A 23,213-nucleotide genomic window follows, 5' to 3' on the forward strand; every position below is an offset into this window, starting at 1 on the left:
CGACGCCAGCTTCGTCAACGGGGCCGAACTGTTCGTCGACGGTGGCCAGGCGCAAGTCTAACGAGTAAAGGCCGCGACAAATGCGGCCTTCCCTCACTATTTGAGGAAGCCTGTCGGTGTCGTCTCGGCCGCCCTCTGGACATTGCACCTTACCTCGAAACATTAAGAAACATCTTTGCTGGAATTTAAGTTGTACGACATCCTATCTACTGTGATCGACTACGCTCCGCTCTCACAAAAAAAACAATGGAGTCACCATGTCGAGCATACCTTCTGTCGAGGGGAAAACTGCCGTAACCCCTCAAAATCGCCTGTCAAAGCTGATCAAATTGCTTGGCCCCGGCGTCATCGCGGTTCTGTCGTGGTTGGGGGCAGGAGATCTGATAACCTCATCTGTCGCCGGGGCGAACTACGGTTACGCCATGATGTGGGTGCTGGCCGTTTCGCTGCTGCTCCGGTACCTGATCGTAAACATCATCGCCCGCTTCCAGCTGTGCAATAACCAAGGGATGACCATTCTGCAGGGCTATGCGCAGCTGCACCCGGTGTTCGCCTGGTTCATGTTGGCCTATGCCCTGTTGATGGGGCACCTGATGAACGCCTACATGATCAAGGGTGCGGGGGAAGCGCTGGCGATGTTGCTGCGGATCGACTACCCACTGCTGTGCTCCATGGCCGTGGTGCTGGCCGTGTGGATGCTGGTGGGGCGCAACATATACGCAATGATCGAAGGCGTCATGAAAGTACTGTTGGCGGTGATGACCTTGGCCTTCCTGGCGCTGGCGGTGATGTCCGGCCCCGACGTGGCGGGTATCGTCAAAGGCACCATCGGTTTCAGCATTCCAGCCGATGAAGGCGTTCACGGCGCACTGCTGGTAGCGGTATCGGTGATCGGTGCCGTGGCAGGTTCTGTAGCCAACTTCGTGCACCCTTATGTCATGCGTGAAAAAGGCTGGGTCGGCCCGCAACACAAACGCATCCAGCGCAACGACCTGCTGTTTGCGGTATTCGTCGGTATCGTCATCAACCTGGCGATCTGGATCGTCGGCGCGGAAATCCTGCGGCCCAACGGCATCGAGGTGAAAACGCTCGGCGATCTGGGCAAGGCATTGGAACTGTTCTTCGGCCCGATCGGCTGGTACATCTTCTTCGTCGGCGTATTCGCCACTTTGTTCGCCAGCATTTCTGGCAAGACCACTGCGTTCCCCATGCTGATCACCGACGCTTTCCAACATGTGAAGCCCGAGCGACGCGAACGCCATGGAAAGGAATTCCACAACGACCCGATGCACAAGTGGTTCATGTTGTTCATCCTGGTGACGCCACTGGTCTGGTCGATCCCGGGCATGCCCGACTTCGTGACCCTTACCATCGGTGTCAGCGCGCTGAACATCATCGGCCTGCCGGTGATCTCGCTGGGCCTGCTGATCATGTCCAACCAGAAATCGCTGCTGGGCAAGGCGTACCGCAACAACTGGTTCGAAAACATCGCGCTGGCATTCGCCACTGGCCTGGCGTTATGGGTAGCCTTCCAGCTTGCAGTGGACCTTATTGCCTGAAGGTAACGGACAGCCCTGGCTCAATGTTGGCCAGGGCTGATTGGCGCTGCGCCTCGGCCTGATACTGGCGTGACCGGTATTTTTTCTGCCTGCATTCCATTACGCAGCGTACCACCGGACTTGTTGGTTTGAACTTTGCGGCCAGCCTTGGCTTCCCCTGCATATCCATCACGCGAAGATGCCTAGCACAGCAAAGGCTGACATTTTCGAGATCTACAGGGGTTCGCAAAATGATCAATCAAGCGACAGGTATGAAATCTGGTGAACGCAATCGCGTGAAAAACACTGGTGGGCGCTGGTCATCGCATCATTCCCTGCGCCTCGAAATACCGGCTCAAGGTAGTCGCCTCCCCCTCAGGATCAGCCAGCGCGACATAGTTGTCAGGCCGCAACAGGTAAGCAGCATTTCTGGCAACGCCGGCTTTCTCGTACGCATGCTCCCAAGCGAAAACATGCAGTGCAATACCGTGTCTTGCGCACCATTGGGACAAATCGGCCTTGGCTTCGCCGTAAACATGCACCTGCCACTGAATGGCTGCCAGTGAAGCGTAGTTGTCCTCGGTGCCCACAGGCAGCCATGGCAGGCGATCACCGCCCTGAACTCCACCGGCCTTGCCTTGGCTCAGCGGGCTTTCGCGGTAATCGAGGGTGGTTTGCGAAACCACTCGGAACAGGTACTCACGGACGTTTTCGCTCTTGTATGCAACGCTCGCGAAGAGCGGCGCGATGCGAGTGCGTACAAAGTCGGCAAATCCGCCCTGAGCGGTAACGAAGGTGAACAGTTTGTCAGTTGTCTCCACCAGCGTGCGGGCAAATGCCTGGCGTTCGATCTGGTAGCTGTCGAGCAATGTGTCGGGCGCCTTCCCTTTCAACACCGCGGCCAACTTCCATGCCAGGTTGATCGCGTCCAGAATGCCGGTGTTCATGCCCTGCCCTCCCGCCGGGCTATGGACATGCGCTGCATCACCGAGCAGAAACGCCCGGCCACGGCGGAAATGGTCCGCGACGCGATGGTGAACACGGTAGGTGGAAAACCAGTTCACGGCGGTAATCCTGAGGTTCAAGCCGTTTATGGCATCATGGCCAACGTCCTCGAACGTCAGATGTTCAGGATGCTCGGCTCGCTCATCACGCACGGTGCCAATCAAGCGGTACTGGTCCCTTTCGCCATAGCACAAGAGCAACACAAAATCGGATTTGTCAAAAGCGATATGCCCCTCACCTGCCGGCTCGACGCCAGCTACCCTGACATCCGCAACATAGAAAAGCTGTTTGTAGGTGCCGCCCTCGAAACCGCCGCCGATCTCTTGCCGAACAAGCGACCGAGCGCCATCGCACCCCGCCAGAAAAGCCGCAGTGCAGGACTCTTCTCGCCCATCAGCATGTTTCAGGAGGGCCGTGACATGGCTTTCACCCTCCTCGAAGGACAGCAGTTCGGTCTGCCGTTCCACGTCCACGCCGAGTGACTGGAGCTGCTGCACCAGCAGGCGCTCATGGCGGTCCTGGGGGTAGATCAACACGAAGGGATACGCTGAAACCTCTCTGCCTGCGTCGCCCAAGGGGATACGCGCCCTGTGCCGACCGCGTGCCCACATGTTCATGGCGGGGGTTTTATAGCCGGCCTCTATCACTGGCTCGGCCAGATCGAGCTGGCGATAGAGCTCCAGCGTGCGGGCTTGAACAGCCATTGCGCGAGAAGCTTCGCCAGGACCACTGCTCTTGTCGACGATCCTTACGGCGACGCCTTGCCTGTTGAGCCAAAGAGCAAGAACCAGCCCGGTCGGACCAGCTCCGACAATGAGAACGTCGGTCTGCGCCATGATCTCACCTCGAACATCAATGACCTTGGAATCATGAATGTTCCTGATAGCGCGCAAAGTCAACGATTTATAGGCCGTTCGCAATCAAGGGGGCATTTGCCCCCCGATTGCACAAGCTTCGCCCCTCACGATCCGAAGCCATGAGTGGCCCTTGCATCGGTCATAGCAGCTCGGGGAATGCAGCGCCAAGCAGGCCCGGATCCTTCAGGATCGATGCGCTGCTGGCGATATCCGGGGCCAACCAACGGTCCTGGGCATACGCCGGGACCCGTTCGCGCAACAACCGCCAGGCAACGCTGGTACCCGCGCCAAAGCGCTGCTCCTTGAGGAACTCGAATGCCTGGGCCGCCAACAGGTATTCGATGGCGAGGATCTGCGTGCAGTTCTCCAGGGCGCGGTGCAGCTTCAACCCGGCATTGGTGCCCATGCTCAGATGGTCCTCCTGCAGGCCGGAGGTGACGTAGTTGTCGACGACTGCCGGTTGTGCAAGCTGACGGTTTTCCGCACACAGTGAAGCGGCCACGTACTGGACAATCATCATGCCCGAATTCACCCCCGGCTGGCTGACCAGGAAGGCCGGCAAGCCGCTGACCAACGGGTTGATCAGGCGATCGAGACGACGCTCGGCAATCGCCCCGATCTCGGCCACCGCGATGGCCAGCAAGTCGGCCGCCATGGCCACCGACTGGCCGTGCGGATTCGCCTGGGAAACCACCCGATACGACTCGGGCGTACCCAGCAGCATCGGGTTGTCGGTGGTGGAGTTGAGTTCGGTTTCGATCTGCCGCGCAGCGTGTTCCAGCTGATCGCGCGCGGCGCCATGAACCTGCGGAATCGAGCGAATGCTCAAGGCGTCCTGGGTGCGAATGCCTTGGCTGCTGGCAATGATTTCGCTGCCGTCGAGCAGGCGCCGCAGGTTACTGCCCACGCGCTGCATGCCGGGGTGCGGTTTCATCGCGATGATTTCAGGGTCGAAGGCATCGAGCTGGCCGCGCAGGGCCTCGAAACTCATGGCGCTGATAACATCCGCCCATTGGCTCAACCGAGTGGCGTCGTCCAGGGACAGGCAGCTCAGGCCGGTCATGCAAGGGGTACCGTTGACCAGGCACAGGCCATCCTTGGCACCCAGTTTGACCGGCGCCAGGCCGACCTCGGCCAAGGCCTGCTGCGCCGGCATGATCTGGCCGCGATAGCTGACCTGGCCGACGCCCAGCAAGCTGATGCTGATATGCGCCATGTGGGTCAGGTACCCCACCGACCCCTGCTTCGGCACCTGCGGCGTGATGTGCTGGTTGAGCAGGGTCAGCAGCGCCTCGACCACCTTGCGCTGCAGGCCGGAACGGCCCTGGCAGAAATTGATGATCGCCGCGCACATGATCGCCCGGGTCTGTTCGTCCGACAGCGCCGTACCCACGCCACAGGCATGGCTGAGCAAGGTGTTGTGCGACAGCTGGCTGAGTTGTTCGTCCTGCAACGAGACATTGCACAAGGCGCCAAGCCCGGTGTTGACGCCATAGGCGCGGTCACCGCTGGAAACGATGCGCTGGACAATCGCCTGGGCGTTCTCGATCCGCGCCCAGGCCGATGGGGCCAGCTCAAGCTTCGCGCCATGCCGGGCCACAGCCACCACGTCCTGCCAACGCACTGGCGCGTCGGCGATGATGATTCTTTCGGCAAACGACATACACGCGTTCCTTAAAGCGAAGCTACGCGACGCTGCACGAAACGATCGACGTATTCGTCCGCAGGCTGGTAGAGGATTTCTTTCGGTGTGCCGACCTGGACCAGGCGACCGTCCTTGAGAATGGCAATCCGGTTGCCAATACGCACCGCCTCGTCCAGGTCGTGCGTGATGAAGACGATGGTCTTGTGCAGGGTCTTCTGCAGCTCCAGCAACTGGTCCTGCATTTCGGCGCGAATCAGCGGGTCGAGCGCACTGAAGGCTTCGTCCATCAGGATGATGTCGGTGTCGGCAGCCAGGGCGCGGGCCAGGCCGACGCGCTGACGCATGCCACCCGACAACTGGTGCGGGTACGACTTTTCGTAACCCTTGAGGCCCACGGTGTTGATCCAGTGCAGGGCACGCTCTGTGCACATGGCCTTGCTCTCGCCACGGACTTTCAGGCCGTAGGCGACGTTGTCCAGCACGGTGCGGTGCGGCAACAGGCCGAAGCTCTGGAACACCATGCTGATCTTGTGCCGGCGGAATTCGCGCAGGGCTTGCATGTCGTACTGCAGAATGTCTTCGCCATCGACCAGGATCTGGCCGCTGGTCGGGTCGATCAGGCGATTGAAGTGGCGCACCAGGGTGGACTTGCCCGAGCCCGACAGCCCCATGATCACGAAGATCTCGCCGCTGCCGATGGACAACGAGAGATCGTTGACCCCGACCACGCAGCCGGTTTCGGCCAGGACCTGATCCTTGGCTTTTTGCTGGCGGATCAGTTTCAGGGCATCTTCGGCGCGAGCACCGAATATCTTGAAGACATTCTTGACTTCGATCTTGTTCATTGTCTGTTTGGCGCTCATTTGCCCACCCCATGCCGTGGTCGGCCATAGGCCTGGGTAATGCGGTCGATCACGACCGCCAGAATCACGATGGCCAGGCCCGCTTCGAGGCCGCGGCCCACATTCAGGGTCTGGATGCCGACCAAAACGTCTTCACCCAGGCCACGGGCACCGATCATCGAGGCGATGACCACCATCGACAGGGCCATCATGGTGGTCTGGTTGATACCGGCCATGATGCTCGGCAACGCCAGTGGCAGCTGCACGCCGAACAGTTGTTGCATGCGATTGGCACCGAAAGCGTTGATCGCCTCCATGACCTCGCCATCCACCTGGCGAATGCCCAGGTCGGTCAGGCGAATCAACGGCGGCGCGGCATAGATGACGGTGGCGAAGATCGCCGGCACCTTGCCCAGGCCGAACAGCATCAGCACCGGTATCAGGTACACGAAGCTGGGCATGGTCTGCATGATGTCGAGCAGCGGCATCAACACCGCCCGCAGGCGATCGTTGCGCGCCGACAGCACACCCAGCGGAATGCCGACCAGGACCGATATCAGCGTTGCGACCAGCATCAGCGCCAGGGTCTGCATCAGCTTGTCCCAGAGGCCGACCGCGCCGACCAGGAACAGCAAGCCGACGATCACGGCAGTGGTCACGACTTTGCGGGTGGCGTGCCAGGCGATACCGGCGACGATGGCCAGCATCAGCCACCAGGGTACTGCGCGCAGCAGGCCTTCGAGGTTGACGATGGCCCACAGCAGGGTGTCGGAGATGTGCCGGAACACATCCCCGTAGTTTGTTACAAGCGCATCGACCCAGCCATTGACCCAGTCGGCAATGGAAAACGTGAAGTTCTTGGGAAACATGGAATTCTCTCGAGCAAGTGCATGAAACGGACTGTCGCGTGCCTTGTCCGGCAGGAGCCGGACGAGCCCACACGCTCAGAGTGCCGCGTCCACCTTTTTGGCTGCGTCTTCGCTGACCCAGCTGTGCCAGACCTCGGGGTGCTCCTTGAGGAACAACTTGGCCAGCTCCGGCGACTCGATGCGATCTTTGCTCATGCGCGCCAGGTTCTGGTTCAGCAGGTCGATCGGCAGATTGACCTTTTCCAGCACCGCCACCAGTTCCGGCGCCTGCTCGTGGAAGGCCTTCGACAGGCCCACTTTGATGGTCAGGGATTTATCCACGCCTGGCTTCTCGTCCAGCTTGACCAGGTCGACCAGGCCCATCAGCGGCGTCGGCGACCAGTAGTAGAACAGGATCGGCTCGCCACGCTTGTAGCTCGACAGCACGGCGGCATCCAGTGCCGGGCCGGTGCCCGGGCGGAAGTTGGTGTAGCTGCTTTCCAGGCCGTAGTGCTTGAGCATCTCGCTGTTGTCCAGCTCGCAGGTCCAGCCGGCCGGGCAATTGTAGAAGCGCCCCTTGTCCGGTTCTTCCGGGTCCTTGAATACCTGGGCGTATTGCCCAAGATCGGCGATGGTCTTGAGGTTCGGTGCCTTGGCTTCGAGTTTGCGCTTGGGGTCGCCTTCGATCACGTAACGCGGCACATACCAGCCTTCGACTGCGCCAACGACCGGCGCGCCGACGCCAACGACCTTGCCGGCAGCGGCAGCCTTGTTCCAGACCTCGCTGCGCCCTACCCACTCTTCGGCAAACACCTGAATATCGTTGCTGCTCAGGGCGTTTTCCATGGAGATGGAGTTACCCGGCAGGCTGTCGGTTTCACAGCCATAACCATTTTTCAGCACGAACTGCATCACGTCCGTGAGCAGCATCCCGCTTTCCCAGTTCAATCCGGCGAATTTCACCGGTTTGCCAGACTCGCACCAGCCGGCCGCCTGGCTGGCACCAGCGGCCGCCAGCAGCCCGAAAGATAGTGTCGTGGTCAGCAGAGCCTTTGTAATTTTCATTGTGACGCTCCCAAACAAGAACATGGATTGCAGTAGTCGAGGGCATCCGGCCCAAAGAGGGTCGCCAAACTGGCTGATCAGCCTTGCAATCGGCATCGGCGTGGCACCTGTGATCGGTGGCCACTGCACAGAGGAAATATTTCACAACCTCAAAAAAGGATAAAATAATATGTCCTGATGTATCACAACGGAAAAACCTATGAAGTTCACACTGCGACAACTGCGCTATGCGCTCGCAGCGGCCAAGCACGGGAACCTGACGACTGCCGCCATGGAGCTTCATGTTTCACAGCCCTCCATTTCGGCGGCCATCAGCGAATTGGAAGAGGTGCTGGGCCAATCGATTTTCGTGCGCCAACGTGGCCTCGGCATATCGCTGACCCCGTTCGGGCGTACCGTCATGGTCCAGGCCCGGCGCGTTCTGAGCGAGGCTCGGACCTTTGCCGAGATCAATGCCAATGCGGGAGAGTGTGTCGGAGAGTTGGTGGTCGGATGTTTTGAAGACCTGGCGCCCTATTGCCTGCCACAGATCGTGCGCCGGATGCAGGAGTCCTGCCCGAGGGTCACGGTCGATATGCGCGAAGGCAGCTTCGATTATGTTGGCAAGCGGCTGAGTGAGGGCGCGATAGAGCTGGCGATCACCTACGATCTGGGTCTGCCGCCGAACACTCAATGCACCCAGCTGTGCCAGCTGACCGCTCAGGTACTGCTGGCTGCCGATCACCCGTTGGCCAAGGAATCGCGCGTCAGCCTCAAAGCGCTATCCGAATACACACTGGTAGTCACCGATCAGGTCCACAGCTGGCAGCATGTGCTGGACCTGTTCAGCTTCTACGATCTTTCGCCCGCCGCTGTGCACCGTGTGCGCACCTTCGAGATGCAGCGTAGCCTGGTCGCCAACGGGTTTGGCGTGGCGCTGATCTACACCCGGCCATTTGGTGACCGCAGCTATGATGGCCAAGCGCTGGTGTGTCGGCCGACCGAGGAAAAATTGCCAACGCACAGCATCGTGCTGGCGCATGATCAGCGCTATCCGCTGACGCCTTCGGCTGAGGCGTTCAAGGAGCTGGCAGTAGCATGGTTCGCGGAACGGCCGTCGTTTGCATCCGAATGAAACTGCCCTCCTCTGCGAGGCGTCATTGCGCTAACGATACCTGGTCTTTCATCATCCCCATCAGTACCTCGTTTTCCAGCGGTTTGCTGAGCAGAAAGCCTTGTACTTCATGGCATTGGTCATCGCTGAGCAAGGCCAGTTGCTCGGCGGTCTCGACACCTTCGGCAGTCACCGTCATGCCCATTGCATTGCCGAGGTTGATGATGGCCTGGACCACGCTACGGTCGCTGCCACTCTTGCCCAGGTGCTGCACGAAGCGCTTGTCGATCTTGATGCTGTCGAACGGGTAGGTACGCAGGTAACCCAACGAGGAGTAACCGGTCCCGAAGTCGTCCATGTTCAGGCGCACGCCCAGCTCCTTCAGTGCAAGCATGGTGTGCAGTGCGCCTTCGACATCGTTGAGCATGACGTTCTCGGTAATTTCCAGCTCCAGGCGGTGGGCTGGCAGCCCGGTGGCGCGCAACGCGTTGCCGACGTCGCGGACCACATCGCTGCGGCTGAACTGGGCCGGCGACATGTTGACCGAGACCATCACCGCCTGCGGCCAGCCCCGCGCCTTGGTACAGGCTTCCTGCAACACCCAGTTGCCAAGCAGCACGATCAGGTCGGACTCTTCGGCAAGCGGGATGAAACGATCCGGGCGGAGCAGGCCCAGGCGCGGGTGTTGCCAGCGCACCAGGGCCTCGGCCGATGCGATCGAGACCCCATCGACCTTGAAGCGCGGCTGAAAATGCAGCACCAGTTCGCCACGCGGTATGCCCTCGCGCAACTCGCTTTCCAGCACACGCTTCTCCATCAATGCTGCGTTCATCTGTGCCGAAAAGAAGCGCCAGGTGTTCTTGCCCGCCTGCTTGGCGCTGTAAAGGGCCACGTCGGCGTGCCGGATCAGGTCGCTCGGCGTACCGGGGTACTCGGCCGACAGCACTACACCCAGGCTTACCCCCACTTGCACGACATGCCCTTCGACCTGAATGGGGCGTTTGATCGCCTCGATCACGCGCATGCAGAATCGGTCCATGTCCTGGTGATCGCCTGGCCGGGTCAGTACGACGATGAACTCATCGCCTCCCAGACGGGCGACCAGATCACTGTCGCGGGTAACTTGACCGAGGCGGCTCGCTACCTCGAGCAGCACCGCGTCGCCGGCCGGATGCCCAAGGCTGTCGTTGATTGGCTTGAAGTTGTCCAGATCGAGCATCAACAGCGCCACCTTGGGTAGCTCAGCGCCAGGGGCTGATTGTTCGAGGAAACGGAACAGCTTGTTGCGATTCGGCAGGCCGGTCAGGGCGTCGTGCAAGGAGAGGTGCTGAATCTGGGCATGGGCGGCCACTTCGTCGGTGATGTCGCTACACGTGCCACGAAAGCCGGTACACACGCCCTCGGCCACGATCGCGCGAGAAGCGATCCTGCAGATACGCTGCTGGCCTAGATGATCCTGGTACTGGCAGCGCAGCGTGCCGGAAGAGCCTGTCGCGGCCAGGCTGTGCAGCGAGGTCCGGAGGTTGCTGGTATCACACGATAGCAACTCGGTAATCGGGCGCTGTCGCCACGCTTCGACGGGGTGCCCGGTGAGTTCGGTAAACCGGTCCGAAAGGTAGGTCAGGCGAAGAAGCGCATCAGTTTCCCAGATCCAGTCCGACGCAGCTTCGGCCACGGCCTTGAAGCGCTCTTCACTCGATTGCAGCGCAGCCCTGGAAGTCACCAGCGCACGGTGGCTGCGATCGATTCTGGTGCTGGCGCGGATCGCATAGCGTGCAAACAATGCCATGCTTAGCGCGATGAATAGAACGGCGATAGCCAAGGGCGCGATTACCGTGTGGATCAGTTCGGTGCCGGGCTGCGGTATATCCCATGTCAAAGCGTGGCCGCTGCCTTCGAGTGGCAAGGCACCGCGCCCTTGGCGCTGATCGGCCGAATCGCCCACGGCCAGGCCGGACAGCCCCGCCGCCTGGCCCAGCGGCAAGAGCACCTGTGGCGATAGAACCCGAATGAACACCAACACCGCAGTTGGTCCCGGCGGGCGGGCCGGCTGGGTCTGCGGGCGGATCAGTGCAGCGACGTACACCGCCGGCTGGCCACGAAAGACCAGATAGCCTGAAGACGCCTGTTCGTGCTGCGCTGCTTGCCGAGCCTCCTGCAGGATCTTGCCGGCACTGACGGTATGCTGCTCCAGGCCCTGCTGGCTGAGCTGACCGTCCAGTATTGCGTACCGAGTGCCGTCGTCATCGAGCACATATACGCCTTCGTATCCATCGGAGGTATAAAGCGTGGCGCCGACGTTGTCCTCGTCGTATGCCCAATGTGCATCGACCTGCCCGCCCAAGTGATCATAGGCGGCCTGCCAGTTGGCATGGGTCAGCAGGAACGTCTTGTCGTTCTTCTGCAGCTGGGCCATGGCGGATTCAGCATAGAAGCGGCTTTGCTCCACTTCTCGGGCGTCCAGCGCCCCGGCGAGGCGGTAGAGGGAGAACAGCCCCAGCAACAAGGCCAACAGCAGAATCAGGGAAAACGCCACGATCAGTTGCCCGACCACATCACTGCGGGTCGACATTTCATTGTCAGCAAAGACGTCCATTGGTTCACCATCGCGGCCTAGGGTCTCCCGGTTGACCGGGCGGCGGGCTTGGAGGTCGATGGAGCTGACGATCGGTGGTTGGCGAAAGGCAACCTAAAGCCTGATCCGGGGCTATGGTCAGTACAGCGCGGGGGCCTGCCAGCGGTGAACGACCGCCAGGTTGGATCTGGTGCGTTCCGCGGATAACGACCCATAGCTGTCGTTTTGCCCAACGGCGATCATTGTGGGAGCGGGTTTACCCGCGAACACCGGCACAGCCGGTGCCATCCACCGCGGCGCCTGCTTCGCGGGTAAACCCGCTCCCACAGGGCCGGCGTCGCACTTGAGATCACGCGGTACCTGTGGGAGCGGGCATGCCCGCGAACACCGGCAAAGCCGGTGCCATCCACCGCGTCGTCTGCTTCGCGGGCGCGCCCGCTCCCACAGGTACTGCGCGGGCTTCGAGTTGGCGCTGAACCTGTGGGAGCGGGCATGCCCGCGAACACCGGCAAAGCCGGTGCCATCCACCGCGCCGCTTGCTTCTCGGGCGCGCCCGCTCCTACAGGTACTGCCCGGGCTTCGAGTTGGCGCTGTACCTGTGGGAGCGGGTTCACCCGCGAAGAGGCCCTCGAGGTCAATCACGGCTGCCGCTTGAGTCCAACAAAGCCCAAACGCTCGTCAGACACCCGGCACCGTCTTCCGCCCAACCAACTGCTGCCTCTCCACCCCATCCAGCAACGCCTCCACCACCGCCTTGGCCGAATCCAGCCCATGGTCATTGCTCAACAACAGATCACGACAGGTTCCCTTGGCCAGCTCCAGTGCCTTGAGATTGGTCGCAAACGCGCCTTTGAGCAGCGTGGACAGATGCACCAGCGCATCTTCGTAGTCCACCCCAGAACGCACGGCAAACAATGGCGGATGGCTGCATTCGCACGTGGAGAAACTGGAGGACGCCGTGGTGGCGCGTACGGGAGGATCGGGTAAGCCTTTTGTCATTGTGTCGCTCCTTGATTCACTGGAGCCGCCACAAATCGCTACCAAACGAGATGGTGACGGCTGTACGCAGGTTGGTAGACCGGGAATCAAGGAAACCGGCGCGCACGGAGGCGCCCTACGCACAGCCGCCATAAAACGAAACAGCGGGCACAAAAAAGCGCCAACTGTATCGCAGAGCGGGCGCTTGTGCGCCTTGATGATTGCGGGTGACCAAACCCGGCCGCTGGACTTACAGCAGCGGGCAAAGACTACCGGTGTCAGGGAAGCGTTTCAAGCGAAGGGAATGTGCAGTAACACTTCCGTTGGCGCCTCTCACTCATCACCTGCTGGCCAATCAGCAGTGTTCACCATGTTGTGTCGCCTGCACCGGCCTCTTCGCGGGTAAACCCGCTCCCACAATGATTGCTGTTGGGCAAAATGACAGCCAAGGGTCGTTAGCAGCCATTCCCGACTGAGCGTCAACGACCCAAAGCGGACGCTTTAATCGGTCTTTTCTGCAGTATCCAGCCACCAACCTGCGCCGGACATCAAAGCCGGACGGATGACTTATCGGGTATCGCTCGCTACCCTGAAAGCCCCGTCGCCTGACGGTTTCCAGGCCAAGTCCCATTTCACCAGACGAGCATGTCATGAAATCCCCCACAGGTTTGCTGCTGTCGGCTATCGAACTGGACCGTGCCAGTGCCATACCCCTGTACCGCCAGCTGTATCTGCAGATTCGCAAACAGATACTCAACGGCAGAATTCAGGGGGGCGTGCGCCTGCCGTCGACCCGGACCTTGAGCATCGAGTTGGGGCTGTCGCGAATCACCATCCTCAATGCTTTCGATCAGTTGATCGCCGAAGGTTTCCTGGCCTCGCGCACGGGTGCAGGTACGTATGTCGGTACTGAGTGGGAAAGCCGGCGTATCGAGGACGAGCAACCGCGCCAGCCACCGCGCCTGTCCGAACTGAGCCAGTCGATGCTGTCGCTGCGCAGCGATCATTTTCGCGGGGTGTCCTATGCAGACTGGGACCCCGCGACGCCGACCTCCTTCCTGCCCAGTCACAGCACCTATGAAGAATTTCCGCAAGCCATCTGGCGGCGCCTGATGAACCGTCATTTGCTCAAGCCGACCAAGGCGATTCTGGGTTATGGCGAGTTGCAAGGCTTGCAGGCGTTTCGCACAGCGATTGCCGAATACGTCTTCGATGCGCGGGGTATCGACTGCAATGCCGAGCAAGTGGTGATCGTTTCCGGCGCGCAGCAAGCGTTCAACCTGCTGGGCATGCTGCTGCTCAATCCGCAGGACAGTGTCTGGATGGAAGACCCTGGGCACATCGCCGCGCGAATTGCGTTGCAAGCCCAGGGGGCCAAGATCATTCCGTTGCGTATTGATGAGCAGGGGATCGATGTCCAGCAAGGCCTTGCCGAGTGCCCTGATGCGCGCCTGGTATTTTGTACGCCTTCGCGTCAGCATCCTTTGGGTGTCACCCTGAGTTATGTGCGGCGCCAGGCACTCATCGACTGGGCTGCGCAGCATCAGAGCTGGATCATCGAGGACGATTGCGACAGCGAGTTTCGCTACAGTGGTCGACTTCTCCCGGCACTGTATGCCTTGGACCAGATGGCCCGGGTGATCTACGTCGGCACGTTCAGCAAAGTGCTCTTTCCGTCACTGCGACTGGGTTACGTGATTCTGCCGCAGGCTCTGGTCGAGCCCTTCTGCACCCTGCGCGCGGTCATGGATCGCAGCCCGCCCACGCTGCTTCAGGCCACAACGGCGGACTTCATGAGCGAAGGCCACTTCCTGGGGCACATCCGCCGCATGCGTGCACTGTACAAGGCGCGCCAGCAGGCATTGATCGAACAACTTGAAAAGCAGATCGGCAGCTTTTTCAGGATTACTCCGACGGATGCCGGCATGCACCTGATCGCCTGGCTGCCCCCCGAACTCAGTGACACTGACATCGCCCGGCAACTGGCCCGACACAACATTCACACCTACGCCTTAAGCGACTACCGCATCAAGCATGACCTGCCGCCTGCCCTGTTGATCGGCTTTGCCGGCACGCCCGAAAAGCAGGCCCGAGAGCGTGTCGAGGAGCTGGCCCAGGCCTTGCGCGCGCTGGGTTACCTTCCGCCAGCCACTTGATGCGAGGCAAGTGGCCTTATCAATTAGTTGATAATGGATCTATCGAGAGTTCCTGACTGGCGCGATAAAGGCTGCGCCGGTAGACCCGGAGTCTGAACCAGGAACGACTCTAATGAACAACAAGATCCAGGAACGATTCAACGCCTTGCTGAGCCACAAGGTGGTCGAACAGGTAGCTGCTCCAGTGCTGACCGAAGCACTGGCCCAGCGGTTGCTTGAGCGTCTCGGGCAATTGCGCCTGTTTGCCCACGCCTATCCGCTACTGACCAACCTCACCCACGGTCGTGTCACCCCCGCCGACCTGCTGGACTTCGCCTATCGCCACGAGCTGCAAGGCCTGAGCCTGCACTTGCTCGACGGCGAGGAAAACAGCCTGAGCCAGATGTCGCCAGAGCAGCTCCAGGCGTTTGCCAGCAAGGCCAAGGCGCTGGGGCTGGATGTGCACCTGGAAATCAGCAGCACGCTGAAAAAGGATGTCGACCAGGTGATCGCCATCGCCAAGGCCCTGGGGGTGCGCAACATCCGCGTCTACTCACGTTACGAGGGCACGCTGTCGCGGGTGATGGACGTGATCGAGACCGACCTGCACTACCTCGCCCAACAGGCCGACGCCAACGATCTTTACTTTGACTTCGAGCAGCATGAAGAACTCAAGAGCAGCGAAATCGCGCAGTTGCTCAACCGTCTCAACCACCCTCGCCTGCATGCCCTGTTCGACTTCGGCAACATGATCAATGCCTGCGAACAGCCCCTGCAGGCCCTGCACAACCTGGCGCCGCACATCCGCCAGGCTCACCTGAAGGGCGTACGCATCGTCCCCGAACAGAACGGCTTCGGCCATTACGGCGTATTGCAAGGCAGCGACGAAGACGACCTGCCCAGCGCCCGCATGCTGTTCGAACTGTTGATGCTGGGCGAAGCAACCCCACAGGTGATCGCATTCATTCTCGAGCAGGAAAATCACTACGTGGCCCCGGCCTTCCGGCAGAGCCTTGAAGCGGCCGATCCATTCATTGCTTACCGGGAGATGAGCGAAACGCCGCTCCCGAAAGGCTACTCGCTCGAGCGCATGCTGGCCGACGAACACCGCTGGGCGAACAATCAGGTGGCCTATGTCCGACGCTTGCTGGGCGAACTGCGCACTTTGGCTGAACTGGCCCTGACCACCCCTTCCAACGCCTGAACCTGACGACCCGATTACGCCCGGAGAACAATAATGACAACTCAAAACAAGGCCAAATGGCTCAGACTCCTGATTCTCATCCTCGGTGGCGGCACCATTTACAAGTTGGCGAACCTCAAGGACGCCTTCTATGTCCCCATGCAGGAATTCATGGGCCTGAGCCACACTGAAATCGGCGTGCTGTTGAGTGCCAACGCGATCATCGCGACTGCACTGTTTGTGGTTGGCGGCCTGCTCGCCGATCGCTATGACACGCGCAAACTGATCCCCCTCGGTCTGATCGGGACCGGAGCTCTTGGGTTGTACCTGGCAACCTTTCCGCCCTTCAGCAGCTTGCTGATCGTGTTCAGCCTGTTGGCCGTCTGTGCCGACTGCCTGTTCTGGCCATCGCTGCTCAAAGCCATCCGTAATCTGGGTGACGATCAGGAGCAAGGCCGGTTGTTCGGCCTGCTGGAAGGCGGGCGTGGCGTGGTTGATACGCTGGTGGCCTTTTCCGCACTGGGCGTGTTCGTCGCCATGGGCTCGGGGGAAACCGGCCTGAAGTCGGCGATCCTGTTCTACTCGGTCATCGACATTCTGGCCGGCACCCTGACCTGGCTCCTGCTCAAGGGCGGTAACACGCAATCGGCCGCCAAGCCGAAAAACGGTCTGGCGAACCTGATGGAGGCGATCAAGGTACCCGGTATCTGGTTGGTCAGTCTCAACGTGTTCATGGTCTACATCGTCTACTGCGGCCTGACCTATTTCATTCCCTACCTCAAGGAAATGTACGGGTTGCCCGTGGCGTTGGTAGGTGCCTACGGCATCATCAACCAGTACTTCCTGAAAATCCTCGGCGGGCCTGCCGGTGGTTTCATTGCCGACAAGCAGTTCAAGAGCACCAGCCGTTACCTGAAGTGGGCATTCCTGGCCTTACTGCCGCTGATGGGCGTGATCATGCTGATTCCCAAAAGCCCGGGCTTCATCTATGCGGGGATGGCGGCCACCCTGTCCTTCGCCCTGATTGTGTTCTCGATGCGCGGCGTGTTCTGGGCACCCATGGGCGAAGTCGGCATTCCCCAGCACATCACCGGCTCGGCCTTCGGCATCGGTTGCCTGATCGGCTATGCCCCCGGCATGTTTGCCTACGTCATCTATGGCGCGCTCCTCGACCACTTCCCTGGTCAACAGGGCTACAACTATGTGTTCACCTTGATGAGCATACTGGCCATCGTGGGCTTCATGGTGTCCAGCCTTCTCTATCAAGCGGTGCGCAAAAAATCCATGCCCACTGGCGGGGTCAATGCGGTACAAGCCTGATCATCGTTGCTCTCGAGGTTGTCGCTGTACCTGTAGGAGCGGCCTTGTGTCGCGAAAGGGCCGCATCGCGGCCCCAGGATTGATGCGCAACAGTTGAAGTTGCCGGGGCCGCTGCGCGCCCCATCGCGACGCAAGGCCGCTCCTACATGGGCCCTGCTGATTCAATGAGTTATGTACAGTTCCATGAGAGATGACAAAAGCTGAGTGGCTTGCCAAGGTCGATCGTTAGCCATTGCAAACAGGCTTGAAGGTGCCATAGGCTGCCTTTCCATGAATCGGCCACTGACACGGGATAAACGATGATCGACCTACAAGGATGTGGAAAGTTTTCAGGCTTGGAGTGCCGGCGTGTCGAGCCCGCTGACGCAGAAATGATCTGCTCACATCGCCAGGAGATGTTTCTTGAGGCAGGTGGCGACCCTGAAAAGCTGCAAGTCATGACTCAGCACTTTCGCCCATGGCTTGAAGAGCGGCTCGGTGACGGTCGGTACTACGGTTTCAAGCTCCTGGATGGCGACCAACCTGTCGCAGCCATTGGCTTGATGAGCATTGATTGGCCTCCCCATCCATCGCACCCGACCCTGGACAAGCGTGGGTACGTGCTGAATGTTTTCGTCCAGCCGGCCTACCGCCGCCGTGGCCTGGCTTCAGCCTTGATGCAAGCTGCTGACGCCGAGTTCGCTCGCCGAGGCATCACCTTCGCTGTCCTGCACGCAACCGAGACGGGTAAACCGGTCTATGAGCAGACCGGTTGGACTGGAACGTCGGAAATGGCCAAATCCATTAGTTGATAGTTACCGCTTTCGTCCGAAAGCGGAGATTGAAAACAAGACAGAACAAACCAAACAGACAACCCACGCTAGTCTGCAACCGGCTGATACAAGCTCACCGCCTTGGCATCCACCGCCTTGGGCAACAACCCTTCGCGGTAGAACGCATCGGCGATGCGCTGCTGCTCGGCCAGGTTCTCCGGCTTCACCGGCTGCACGTCGTAGCTGCGCCGGGCATTGGCCTGCTGCACCGTGGCACTGTCCAGGTTGCCCCACAACGGCCCGAGGATGCGTGCTGCGGCCGCCGGGTTGGCCTTGGTCCAGACACCTGCCTCACGCAGGGCCTGGTACACCTGCTGCAGCACTTCGGGGTGGGCCTGGGCATAGTCGCTGCTGGCCAGGTAGTAGCGCTGGTAGCTGGCCAGTTCGCTGCCATCGGCCAGGATGCGGGCGTTCTGCTGGCGCTGGGCGCTGGCCACGTAAGGGTCCCAGGTTACCCAGGCATCGACCTTGTGGTTCTCGAAGGCGGCGCGGCCGTCGGCAGGGATCAGGTAGGCCGGGGTGATGTCCTTGAAGGTCAGCCCAGCCTTGGCCAGGGCCTGGATCAGCAAATAGTGGCTGCCAGCGGCCTTGGTCACCGCCACGCGCTTGCCCTTGAGGTCGGCCAGGGTCCTGAGTGGCGAGTCCGCGGGTACCAGGATGGCCTGGGCCGTTGGCGATGGCGTCTCCCGGGCGAAGTAGGTGAGCCTGGCACCGGCAGCCTGGGTGAATACCGGTACGGTGTCGGCAACATCCGCCGACAGGTCGACATTGCCCAGGTTCAGCGCCTCCAGCAATGGCAAGCCGCTGGGGAACTCGTGCCAGCTGACGCGAATGCCCTCGGCCTGCAGGCGTTGTTCGAGGCTGCCGCGGGCCTTGAGCAGGGTCAGCAGGGTCGAGGATTTCTGGTAGCCGATGCGCAGGGTCTGTTCGGCGCTGGCGAGGCTCGGCAGCAAGGCGCTGGCCAGTAGCGCCAGGCCAAGCTGGCGCAGGGGTTTGAAGGACATGTAGAGGTCTCCGGAGTCAGGGTTGCGCGGCCAGCGTGGCGGCATCGGGCAGGGTGAAGCCGGTGGCGAAGGTCGGTGCCACATCGAGGCGTTCGCTCATCAGGCCGTGGGCGTTGTAGAAATCGGCGGTGTCCTGCTGTTGCGCCACGGTCTGCGGGTCGATCACCTGCCAGCGCAGCTGGCGGCGCTCGAACTGCAAGCGAGCGGCGTCCTCGGGGAAGCCGATGATCGCGGCCAGGGTTTTCGAGTAGCTGTCCAGGTGCTGGTTGGCCCAGACCTGCGCCCCGGCCAGGCGGTTGAGGTAGTCCTGCAACGCCGCGCGCCGCTCGGGTTGATCCAGTGCCTTGTCGGTGGCGGCGAGGAAGCTGTTGCCGCTGGAAAGGCCGCGGCCGTTGACCAGCACCCGGCCCTGCCCGCTCAGCTCGGCCAGCGCGGTGTAGGGTTCCCACGTCGACCAGGCGTCCACCGAGCCGTTGGCCAGGGCGATCTTGGCATCCACCGGCCCAAGGAAGCGGAACTCCACATCCTTCTCACTCAAGCCGACCTGGTCCAGCGCCTTGAGGGCCAGATGATGGCCGATCGACCCGCGACCGGTGGCGATGCGCTTGCCCTTGAGCTCTGCCGCGCTGTGCAGCTGCGCGTCAGGACGCACCAGCAGCGCCGTGCCATAGGGGTCGGACTTGTCCACGGCAATGGCCTTGACCGGTGCCCCCGAAGCCAGCACGAACAGCAGCGGCGCATCACCGATGATGCCGGCATCGATCGCCCCGGCATTGAGCGCCTCGGCCAGCGGCGCGGCAGCGGGGAACTCGGCCCAGTGGATGTCGTACGGCAGGTCGCGCAATGCGCCTGCGGCTTCCAGCTGGGCGCGCATGTTGCCCTTCTGGTCGCCGATGCGCAGGGTCAGGCGCTCGGCGGCGCCGGCCTGGCTGGCCAGCAGCAGGGCCGCGGCCAGGGTCAGCAGCTTCGATCGGATGGACATGGCGTTCCTCGGTGTCTGGGCGGGCAGCATCATGCGGCCCGTGCCAGGCGACTCTAGCGAGATCCGTCAAATAAATTAAATTGATTTTAGGAATATCCTAATATGCGTTTTCATCTATCAAAACAGAACCGATGGCATTACCCGCCAGGCAGATTATGCTAATGCCTTATTTTCCCTCCGACCCTGTGAGCGCCAATTATGAAAATCGATGATATGGACGCCTTCGTCGCGGTCATCCGCTGCCAATCCACCAACCTCGCCGCCGAGGCCCTGCAACTGACGCAACCGGCGATCACCCGCCGGGTGCAGAACTTCGAGGAAGACCTTGGCGCCACCCTGCTCGACCGCAACACCAAGCCGCTCAAGCCCACCCCCATGGGCCTGCGGGTGTACGAGCAGTGCAAGGCGATCCTGCGCGAGATCGACTCGCTGCGCGAACTGGTGGCCAACGATGGCGCGCCTTCGGGCACCCTGCGCCTGGGTGTGCCGCAAACCCTGGGTGACGTGGTGCTGCTCGATGCCCTGGCGCAGATTCGCGAGGCCTACCCGCAATTGCGCACCCAGGTCAGCAGCGGTTGGGGCAGCAGCCTCATCGCGCGCATGGAAAACGCTGAACTGGACGCCGCCGCCGCGCTGTTCCCACCGGGCAAGATCTTCCCCGAAGGCATCGCCAGCCGTTCGATCGCGCGCATGCCGCTGAAGGTGGTAGCCGCCAAGGGCAGCGTCACCAAGCGCAGCTACAAGCTCAAGGACTGCTACACCCGTGGCTGGGTGCTCAACCCCGACGGCTGTGGTTTCCGCGCCGGTCTGCAGCGGGCGCTGAGTGAACAGGGGCTGAGCCTGTCGATCAACCTGGAAACCTTCGGCACCGAGTTGCAACTGGGCCTGGTCGCCAATGGCCAGGGCCTGGGGCTGGTGCCCGAACCACTGTTGCAGGCCAGCCGCCACCGCGATGCGCTGGATGTGATCAATGTCAGTGATTTCAAGCCGCAGGTAGACCTGTGGCTGTTCCATCCACGTTACCTGGGCAACCTGCAAGAACCGGTCGAGCTTTTCGGTGAGGTGGCAGGGCACAGGCTCCTGGGTTGACCACGCAGGGGCGCCTGGCGCCCCGCCAATAAATGCAATTCATGCATAACAGTAAAAACAATAAATTCTTAAAACAAATAATTAGCATAGAACCAAAAAGACTTTTACAGCGTTCATCCATACGAATACGGTCTTAGCAACACACCGTCATTCAGGGATGAAACCCCATGAGTCACCCCTCCGACAGCGCCCTCGCCGAGCTGACGCAGGCCCTCGCGGCCAACGCCGAACGCTACGACCGCAGCGCGCAGTTCCCCCAGGACAATTTCGACCTGCTGCACCGCCACGGCCTGCTCGCCTTCACCGTACCCCGCGCACTCGGTGGCACTGGCGCGGACCTGGCCAGCGCCCGTCGGGTGATCGGCGCGGTCGGCAAGGGCGACCCGGCTACCGCGTTGATCCTGGTGATGCAGTACCTGCAGCACTTTCGCCTGCAGGACGAGGCCCGCTGGCCCGAACACCTGCGCCAGCGCGTGGCCCGCGATGCCGTGCATCAGGGCGCACTGATCAATGCCCTGCGCGTTGAACCCGAACTCGGCACCCCGGCCCGCGGCGGCCTGCCCGCCACCGTGGCGCGGCGCACAGCCGAGGGCTGGCGCCTGAGCGGGCGCAAGATCTACTCCACCGGCAGCCACGGCTTGACCTGGTACCTGGTCTGGGGCCGCAGCGACGACGCCGACCCGCTGGTCGGCGGCTTCCTGGTGCATCGCGACACGCCCGGCATCACCATCATCGATGACTGGGACCACCTGGGCATGCGCGCCACCTGCAGCCATGAAGTGCGCTTCGATGACGTGCTGATCCCCCTCGACCATGCCGTCAGCGTCAGCCCGGCAAGCGCACCGAAGGCCGAACTCGACGGCGAGAGCCTGTTGTGGATGGCCGTACTGCTGCCGGCAGTGTACGACGGCGTGGCCCGTGCCGCCCGCGACTGGCTGGCGGGTTTTCTCAAGCAGCGTGCCCCCTCCAACCTGGGCGCGCCGCTGGCCAGCCTGCCGCGCTTCCAGGATGTGCTGGGGCGCATCGACACCCTGCTGTTCGCCAACCAGGGCCTGCTTGACGCAGCCACCACCGGGCAGGTCGCCGCGCAGCATGCCGGGCAACTCAAGCACCTGGTCAGCGCCAATGCCATCCAGGCCGTGGAGCTGGCCATCGAGGCCACCGGCAACCCCGGGCTGTCGCGGCGCAATCCGCTGGAACGGCACTACCGCGACGTGCTCTGCAGCCGCATCCACACCCCGCAGGACGATGTGGTGTTCGGCCAGGCCGGCCGCGCGGCGCTGGCGGAGGTGCAGGCATGAGCCATTCGATCATCGCCAGCCAGCTCGACGCCCAGGCCAACCAGCACCTGCGCGAACACCTGCCGGACCATGAAGTCATCGATATCGCCCCCGGCCAGCTGGCCCTGCAAGCCCCTGCCGATGTATTCATCCTGCGCCCGATCAACGTGCGCGGGCAGCGCATCGACACCCCGCCGCCAGGCTGGCCCTGGGGCCTGAAGTGGGTGCAGCTGGTGTCCTCGGGCATCGACTTCTACCCCGACTGGGTGTTCCAGGGCACACCGGTCACCAGCGGCAAGGGCGCCAATGCCGAGCAGGTGGCCGAATTCGCCCTGGCCCTGGTGTTCGCCGCCGCCAAGCAACTGCCGGGGCTGTGGGTCAAGGATGCCGACTGGCGCCTGACCCCGCTGGCGCCATTGCGCGGCCGCACCCTGGGCATTCTCGGTTTTGGCAGCATCGGCCAGAGCCTGGCGCGCAAGGCGGTGGCCCTTGGCATGCAGGTGCTGGCCTTGAGCCGCCCCGGCCAGGCCATCGCCGAGGTGCCCGGGGTGGAGCGCGCCGCCGACCTGCAGCAGTTGTTCGCCGGCAGCGACCACCTGGTGCTGGCCGCCCCACTCACCGCCGCCACCCGTGGCCTGGTCGACCGTCAGGTGCTGGCCCATGCCCGCCCTGGCCTGCACCTGATCAACATCGCCCGCGGTGGCCTGCTTGACCAGCAGGCCCTGCTCGAGGCCCTGGACAGAGGCCTGATCGGCCGCGCCAGCCTGGATGTCACCGACCCCGAGCCGCTGCCCGCCGGCCACCCGCTGTATCACCACCCACGGGTGTTCCTGTCGCCGCACACCTCGGCCATTTCCGAGGACGGCTACCCGGCCCTGCTTGAAGCCTTCATCGCCAACTTCCACCGCTACCGCGAGCAGGCGCCCCTGGCCAACCTGGTCGACACCGCGCGCGGCTACTGA

Annotated in this window: 18 protein-coding genes; 9 read left to right on the forward strand and 9 right to left on the reverse strand. The window is 61.8% G+C overall.

Annotation, left to right across the window (positions count from 1 at the left end; translation table 11 throughout):
• Positions 1-257 precede the first annotated feature (257 nt).
• Positions 258-1,559: an Nramp family divalent metal transporter gene (locus CAG00_RS06805; RefSeq protein ID WP_085663898.1), complete on the forward strand. Its 1,302-nt coding sequence runs from the start codon at positions 258-260 to the stop codon at positions 1,557-1,559.
• 299 nt (positions 1,560-1,858) lie between these two features.
• Here CAG00_RS06805 and CAG00_RS06810 read toward each other — a convergent pair whose 3' ends face one another.
• The 5 genes from CAG00_RS06810 to CAG00_RS06830 all read right to left on the reverse strand — a co-directional run bounded on the left by CAG00_RS06810 (position 1,859) and on the right by CAG00_RS06830 (position 7,800).
• On the reverse strand, positions 1,859-3,379 hold the full coding sequence (locus CAG00_RS06810) for an FAD-dependent monooxygenase (RefSeq protein ID WP_085663899.1): 1,521 nt from the start codon (positions 3,377-3,379) through the stop codon (positions 1,859-1,861).
• 160 nt (positions 3,380-3,539) lie between these two features.
• Positions 3,540-5,063 carry a histidine ammonia-lyase gene (hutH, locus tag CAG00_RS06815; RefSeq protein ID WP_085663900.1) on the reverse strand — a complete coding sequence of 508 codons (1,524 nt, stop codon included), beginning with the start codon at positions 5,061-5,063 and terminating at the stop codon, positions 3,540-3,542.
• An 11-nt stretch (positions 5,064-5,074) separates the two neighbouring features.
• On the reverse strand, positions 5,075-5,908 hold the full coding sequence (locus CAG00_RS06820; RefSeq protein ID WP_075045435.1) for a glycine betaine/L-proline ABC transporter ATP-binding protein: 834 nt from the start codon (positions 5,906-5,908) through the stop codon (positions 5,075-5,077).
• Positions 5,905-6,756: a proline/glycine betaine ABC transporter permease gene (locus CAG00_RS06825; RefSeq protein ID WP_015270115.1), complete on the reverse strand. Its 852-nt coding sequence runs from the start codon at positions 6,754-6,756 to the stop codon at positions 5,905-5,907. The genes CAG00_RS06820 and CAG00_RS06825 overlap by 4 nt, the downstream gene beginning before the upstream one ends.
• A gap of 75 nt (positions 6,757-6,831) precedes the next feature.
• Positions 6,832-7,800 (reverse strand): ABC transporter substrate-binding protein, encoded by a 969-nt coding sequence (locus tag CAG00_RS06830; protein ID WP_015270114.1) that lies wholly within the window; start codon positions 7,798-7,800, stop codon positions 6,832-6,834.
• Positions 7,801-7,999: 199 nt separating this feature from the next.
• Here CAG00_RS06830 and CAG00_RS06835 point away from each other — a divergent pair, with 199 nt between their 5' ends.
• A complete protein-coding gene (locus CAG00_RS06835; protein ID WP_015270113.1) occupies positions 8,000-8,914 on the forward strand; it encodes a LysR family transcriptional regulator in 915 nt (304 codons plus the stop codon).
• 22 nt (positions 8,915-8,936) lie between these two features.
• Here CAG00_RS06835 and CAG00_RS06840 read toward each other — a convergent pair whose 3' ends face one another.
• Both CAG00_RS06840 and CAG00_RS06850 read right to left on the reverse strand, forming a co-directional pair.
• On the reverse strand, positions 8,937-11,489 hold the full coding sequence (locus tag CAG00_RS06840; RefSeq protein WP_085663901.1) for an EAL domain-containing protein: 2,553 nt from the start codon (positions 11,487-11,489) through the stop codon (positions 8,937-8,939).
• A gap of 657 nt (positions 11,490-12,146) precedes the next feature.
• A complete protein-coding gene (locus CAG00_RS06850; RefSeq protein WP_015270586.1) occupies positions 12,147-12,383 on the reverse strand; it encodes a hypothetical protein in 237 nt (78 codons plus the stop codon).
• A gap of 713 nt (positions 12,384-13,096) precedes the next feature.
• Here CAG00_RS06850 and CAG00_RS06855 point away from each other — a divergent pair.
• The 4 genes from CAG00_RS06855 (at position 13,097) to CAG00_RS06870 (ending at position 17,875) form a co-directional block, all read left to right on the forward strand.
• Entirely contained in the window at positions 13,097-14,602 is a 1,506-nt protein-coding gene (locus CAG00_RS06855) for a PLP-dependent aminotransferase family protein (protein ID WP_085663902.1), read from the forward strand.
• A gap of 112 nt (positions 14,603-14,714) precedes the next feature.
• Positions 14,715-15,785 (forward strand): sugar phosphate isomerase/epimerase, encoded by a 1,071-nt coding sequence (locus CAG00_RS06860; protein ID WP_085663903.1) that lies wholly within the window; start codon positions 14,715-14,717, stop codon positions 15,783-15,785.
• 33 nt (positions 15,786-15,818) lie between these two features.
• The gene (locus CAG00_RS06865; protein ID WP_085663904.1) at positions 15,819-17,084 is read left to right on the forward strand and encodes an MFS transporter; all 1,266 of its coding nucleotides are present in this window, start codon (positions 15,819-15,821) and stop codon (positions 17,082-17,084) included.
• Positions 17,085-17,383: 299 nt separating this feature from the next.
• On the forward strand, positions 17,384-17,875 hold the full coding sequence (locus CAG00_RS06870) for a GNAT family N-acetyltransferase (protein WP_085663905.1): 492 nt from the start codon (positions 17,384-17,386) through the stop codon (positions 17,873-17,875).
• 68 nt (positions 17,876-17,943) lie between these two features.
• Here the strand turns inward: CAG00_RS06870 and CAG00_RS06875 are convergent, their stop codons facing one another.
• Together CAG00_RS06875 and CAG00_RS06880 are read right to left on the reverse strand one after the other, a co-directional pair.
• On the reverse strand, positions 17,944-18,900 hold the full coding sequence (locus CAG00_RS06875; protein WP_075045444.1) for an aliphatic sulfonate ABC transporter substrate-binding protein: 957 nt from the start codon (positions 18,898-18,900) through the stop codon (positions 17,944-17,946).
• A gap of 16 nt (positions 18,901-18,916) precedes the next feature.
• A complete protein-coding gene (locus tag CAG00_RS06880) occupies positions 18,917-19,882 on the reverse strand; it encodes an ABC transporter substrate-binding protein (RefSeq protein ID WP_075045445.1) in 966 nt (321 codons plus the stop codon).
• A gap of 198 nt (positions 19,883-20,080) precedes the next feature.
• Here CAG00_RS06880 and CAG00_RS06885 point away from each other — a divergent pair, with 198 nt between their 5' ends.
• From CAG00_RS06885 to CAG00_RS06895, 3 genes are all read left to right on the forward strand, one after another.
• On the forward strand, positions 20,081-20,971 hold the full coding sequence (locus CAG00_RS06885) for a LysR family transcriptional regulator (protein ID WP_075045447.1): 891 nt from the start codon (positions 20,081-20,083) through the stop codon (positions 20,969-20,971).
• Between the two features lie 167 nt (positions 20,972-21,138).
• A complete protein-coding gene (locus CAG00_RS06890; RefSeq protein ID WP_075045448.1) occupies positions 21,139-22,272 on the forward strand; it encodes an acyl-CoA dehydrogenase family protein in 1,134 nt (377 codons plus the stop codon).
• Complete coding sequence (locus tag CAG00_RS06895) at positions 22,269-23,213, forward strand: D-isomer specific 2-hydroxyacid dehydrogenase family protein (protein ID WP_075045449.1); 945 nt, start codon at positions 22,269-22,271, stop codon at positions 23,211-23,213. Before CAG00_RS06890 ends, CAG00_RS06895 begins: the two co-directional genes overlap by 4 nt.

Origin of the sequence: Pseudomonas sp. B5(2017) (assembly GCF_002112825.1) — a bacterium.
GTDB lineage: Bacteria > Pseudomonadota > Gammaproteobacteria > Pseudomonadales > Pseudomonadaceae > Aquipseudomonas > Aquipseudomonas putida_Z.

Bases quoted from the DNA above. Each gene is read 5' to 3' on its own strand.
- CAG00_RS06805 (WP_085663898.1), top strand. From the start codon at position 258: ATGTCGAGCATACCTTCTGTCGAGGGGAAAACTGCCGTAACCCCTCAA.
- CAG00_RS06810 (WP_085663899.1), bottom strand. From the start codon at position 3,379: ATGGCGCAGACCGACGTTCTCATTGTCGGAGCTGGTCCGACCGGGCTG.
- hutH (WP_085663900.1), bottom strand. From the start codon at position 5,063: ATGTCGTTTGCCGAAAGAATCATCATCGCCGACGCGCCAGTGCGTTGG.
- CAG00_RS06820 (WP_075045435.1), bottom strand. From the start codon at position 5,908: ATGAGCGCCAAACAGACAATGAACAAGATCGAAGTCAAGAATGTCTTC.
- CAG00_RS06825 (WP_015270115.1), bottom strand. From the start codon at position 6,756: ATGTTTCCCAAGAACTTCACGTTTTCCATTGCCGACTGGGTCAATGGC.
- CAG00_RS06830 (WP_015270114.1), bottom strand. From the start codon at position 7,800: ATGAAAATTACAAAGGCTCTGCTGACCACGACACTATCTTTCGGGCTG.
- CAG00_RS06835 (WP_015270113.1), top strand. From the start codon at position 8,000: ATGAAGTTCACACTGCGACAACTGCGCTATGCGCTCGCAGCGGCCAAG.
- CAG00_RS06840 (WP_085663901.1), bottom strand. From the start codon at position 11,489: ATGGACGTCTTTGCTGACAATGAAATGTCGACCCGCAGTGATGTGGTC.
- CAG00_RS06855 (WP_085663902.1), top strand. From the start codon at position 13,097: ATGAAATCCCCCACAGGTTTGCTGCTGTCGGCTATCGAACTGGACCGT.
- CAG00_RS06860 (WP_085663903.1), top strand. From the start codon at position 14,715: ATGAACAACAAGATCCAGGAACGATTCAACGCCTTGCTGAGCCACAAG.
- CAG00_RS06865 (WP_085663904.1), top strand. From the start codon at position 15,819: ATGACAACTCAAAACAAGGCCAAATGGCTCAGACTCCTGATTCTCATC.
- CAG00_RS06870 (WP_085663905.1), top strand. From the start codon at position 17,384: ATGATCGACCTACAAGGATGTGGAAAGTTTTCAGGCTTGGAGTGCCGG.
- CAG00_RS06875 (WP_075045444.1), bottom strand. From the start codon at position 18,900: ATGTCCTTCAAACCCCTGCGCCAGCTTGGCCTGGCGCTACTGGCCAGC.
- CAG00_RS06880 (WP_075045445.1), bottom strand. From the start codon at position 19,882: ATGTCCATCCGATCGAAGCTGCTGACCCTGGCCGCGGCCCTGCTGCTG.
- CAG00_RS06885 (WP_075045447.1), top strand. From the start codon at position 20,081: ATGAAAATCGATGATATGGACGCCTTCGTCGCGGTCATCCGCTGCCAA.
- CAG00_RS06890 (WP_075045448.1), top strand. From the start codon at position 21,139: ATGAGTCACCCCTCCGACAGCGCCCTCGCCGAGCTGACGCAGGCCCTC.
- CAG00_RS06895 (WP_075045449.1), top strand. From the start codon at position 22,269: ATGAGCCATTCGATCATCGCCAGCCAGCTCGACGCCCAGGCCAACCAG.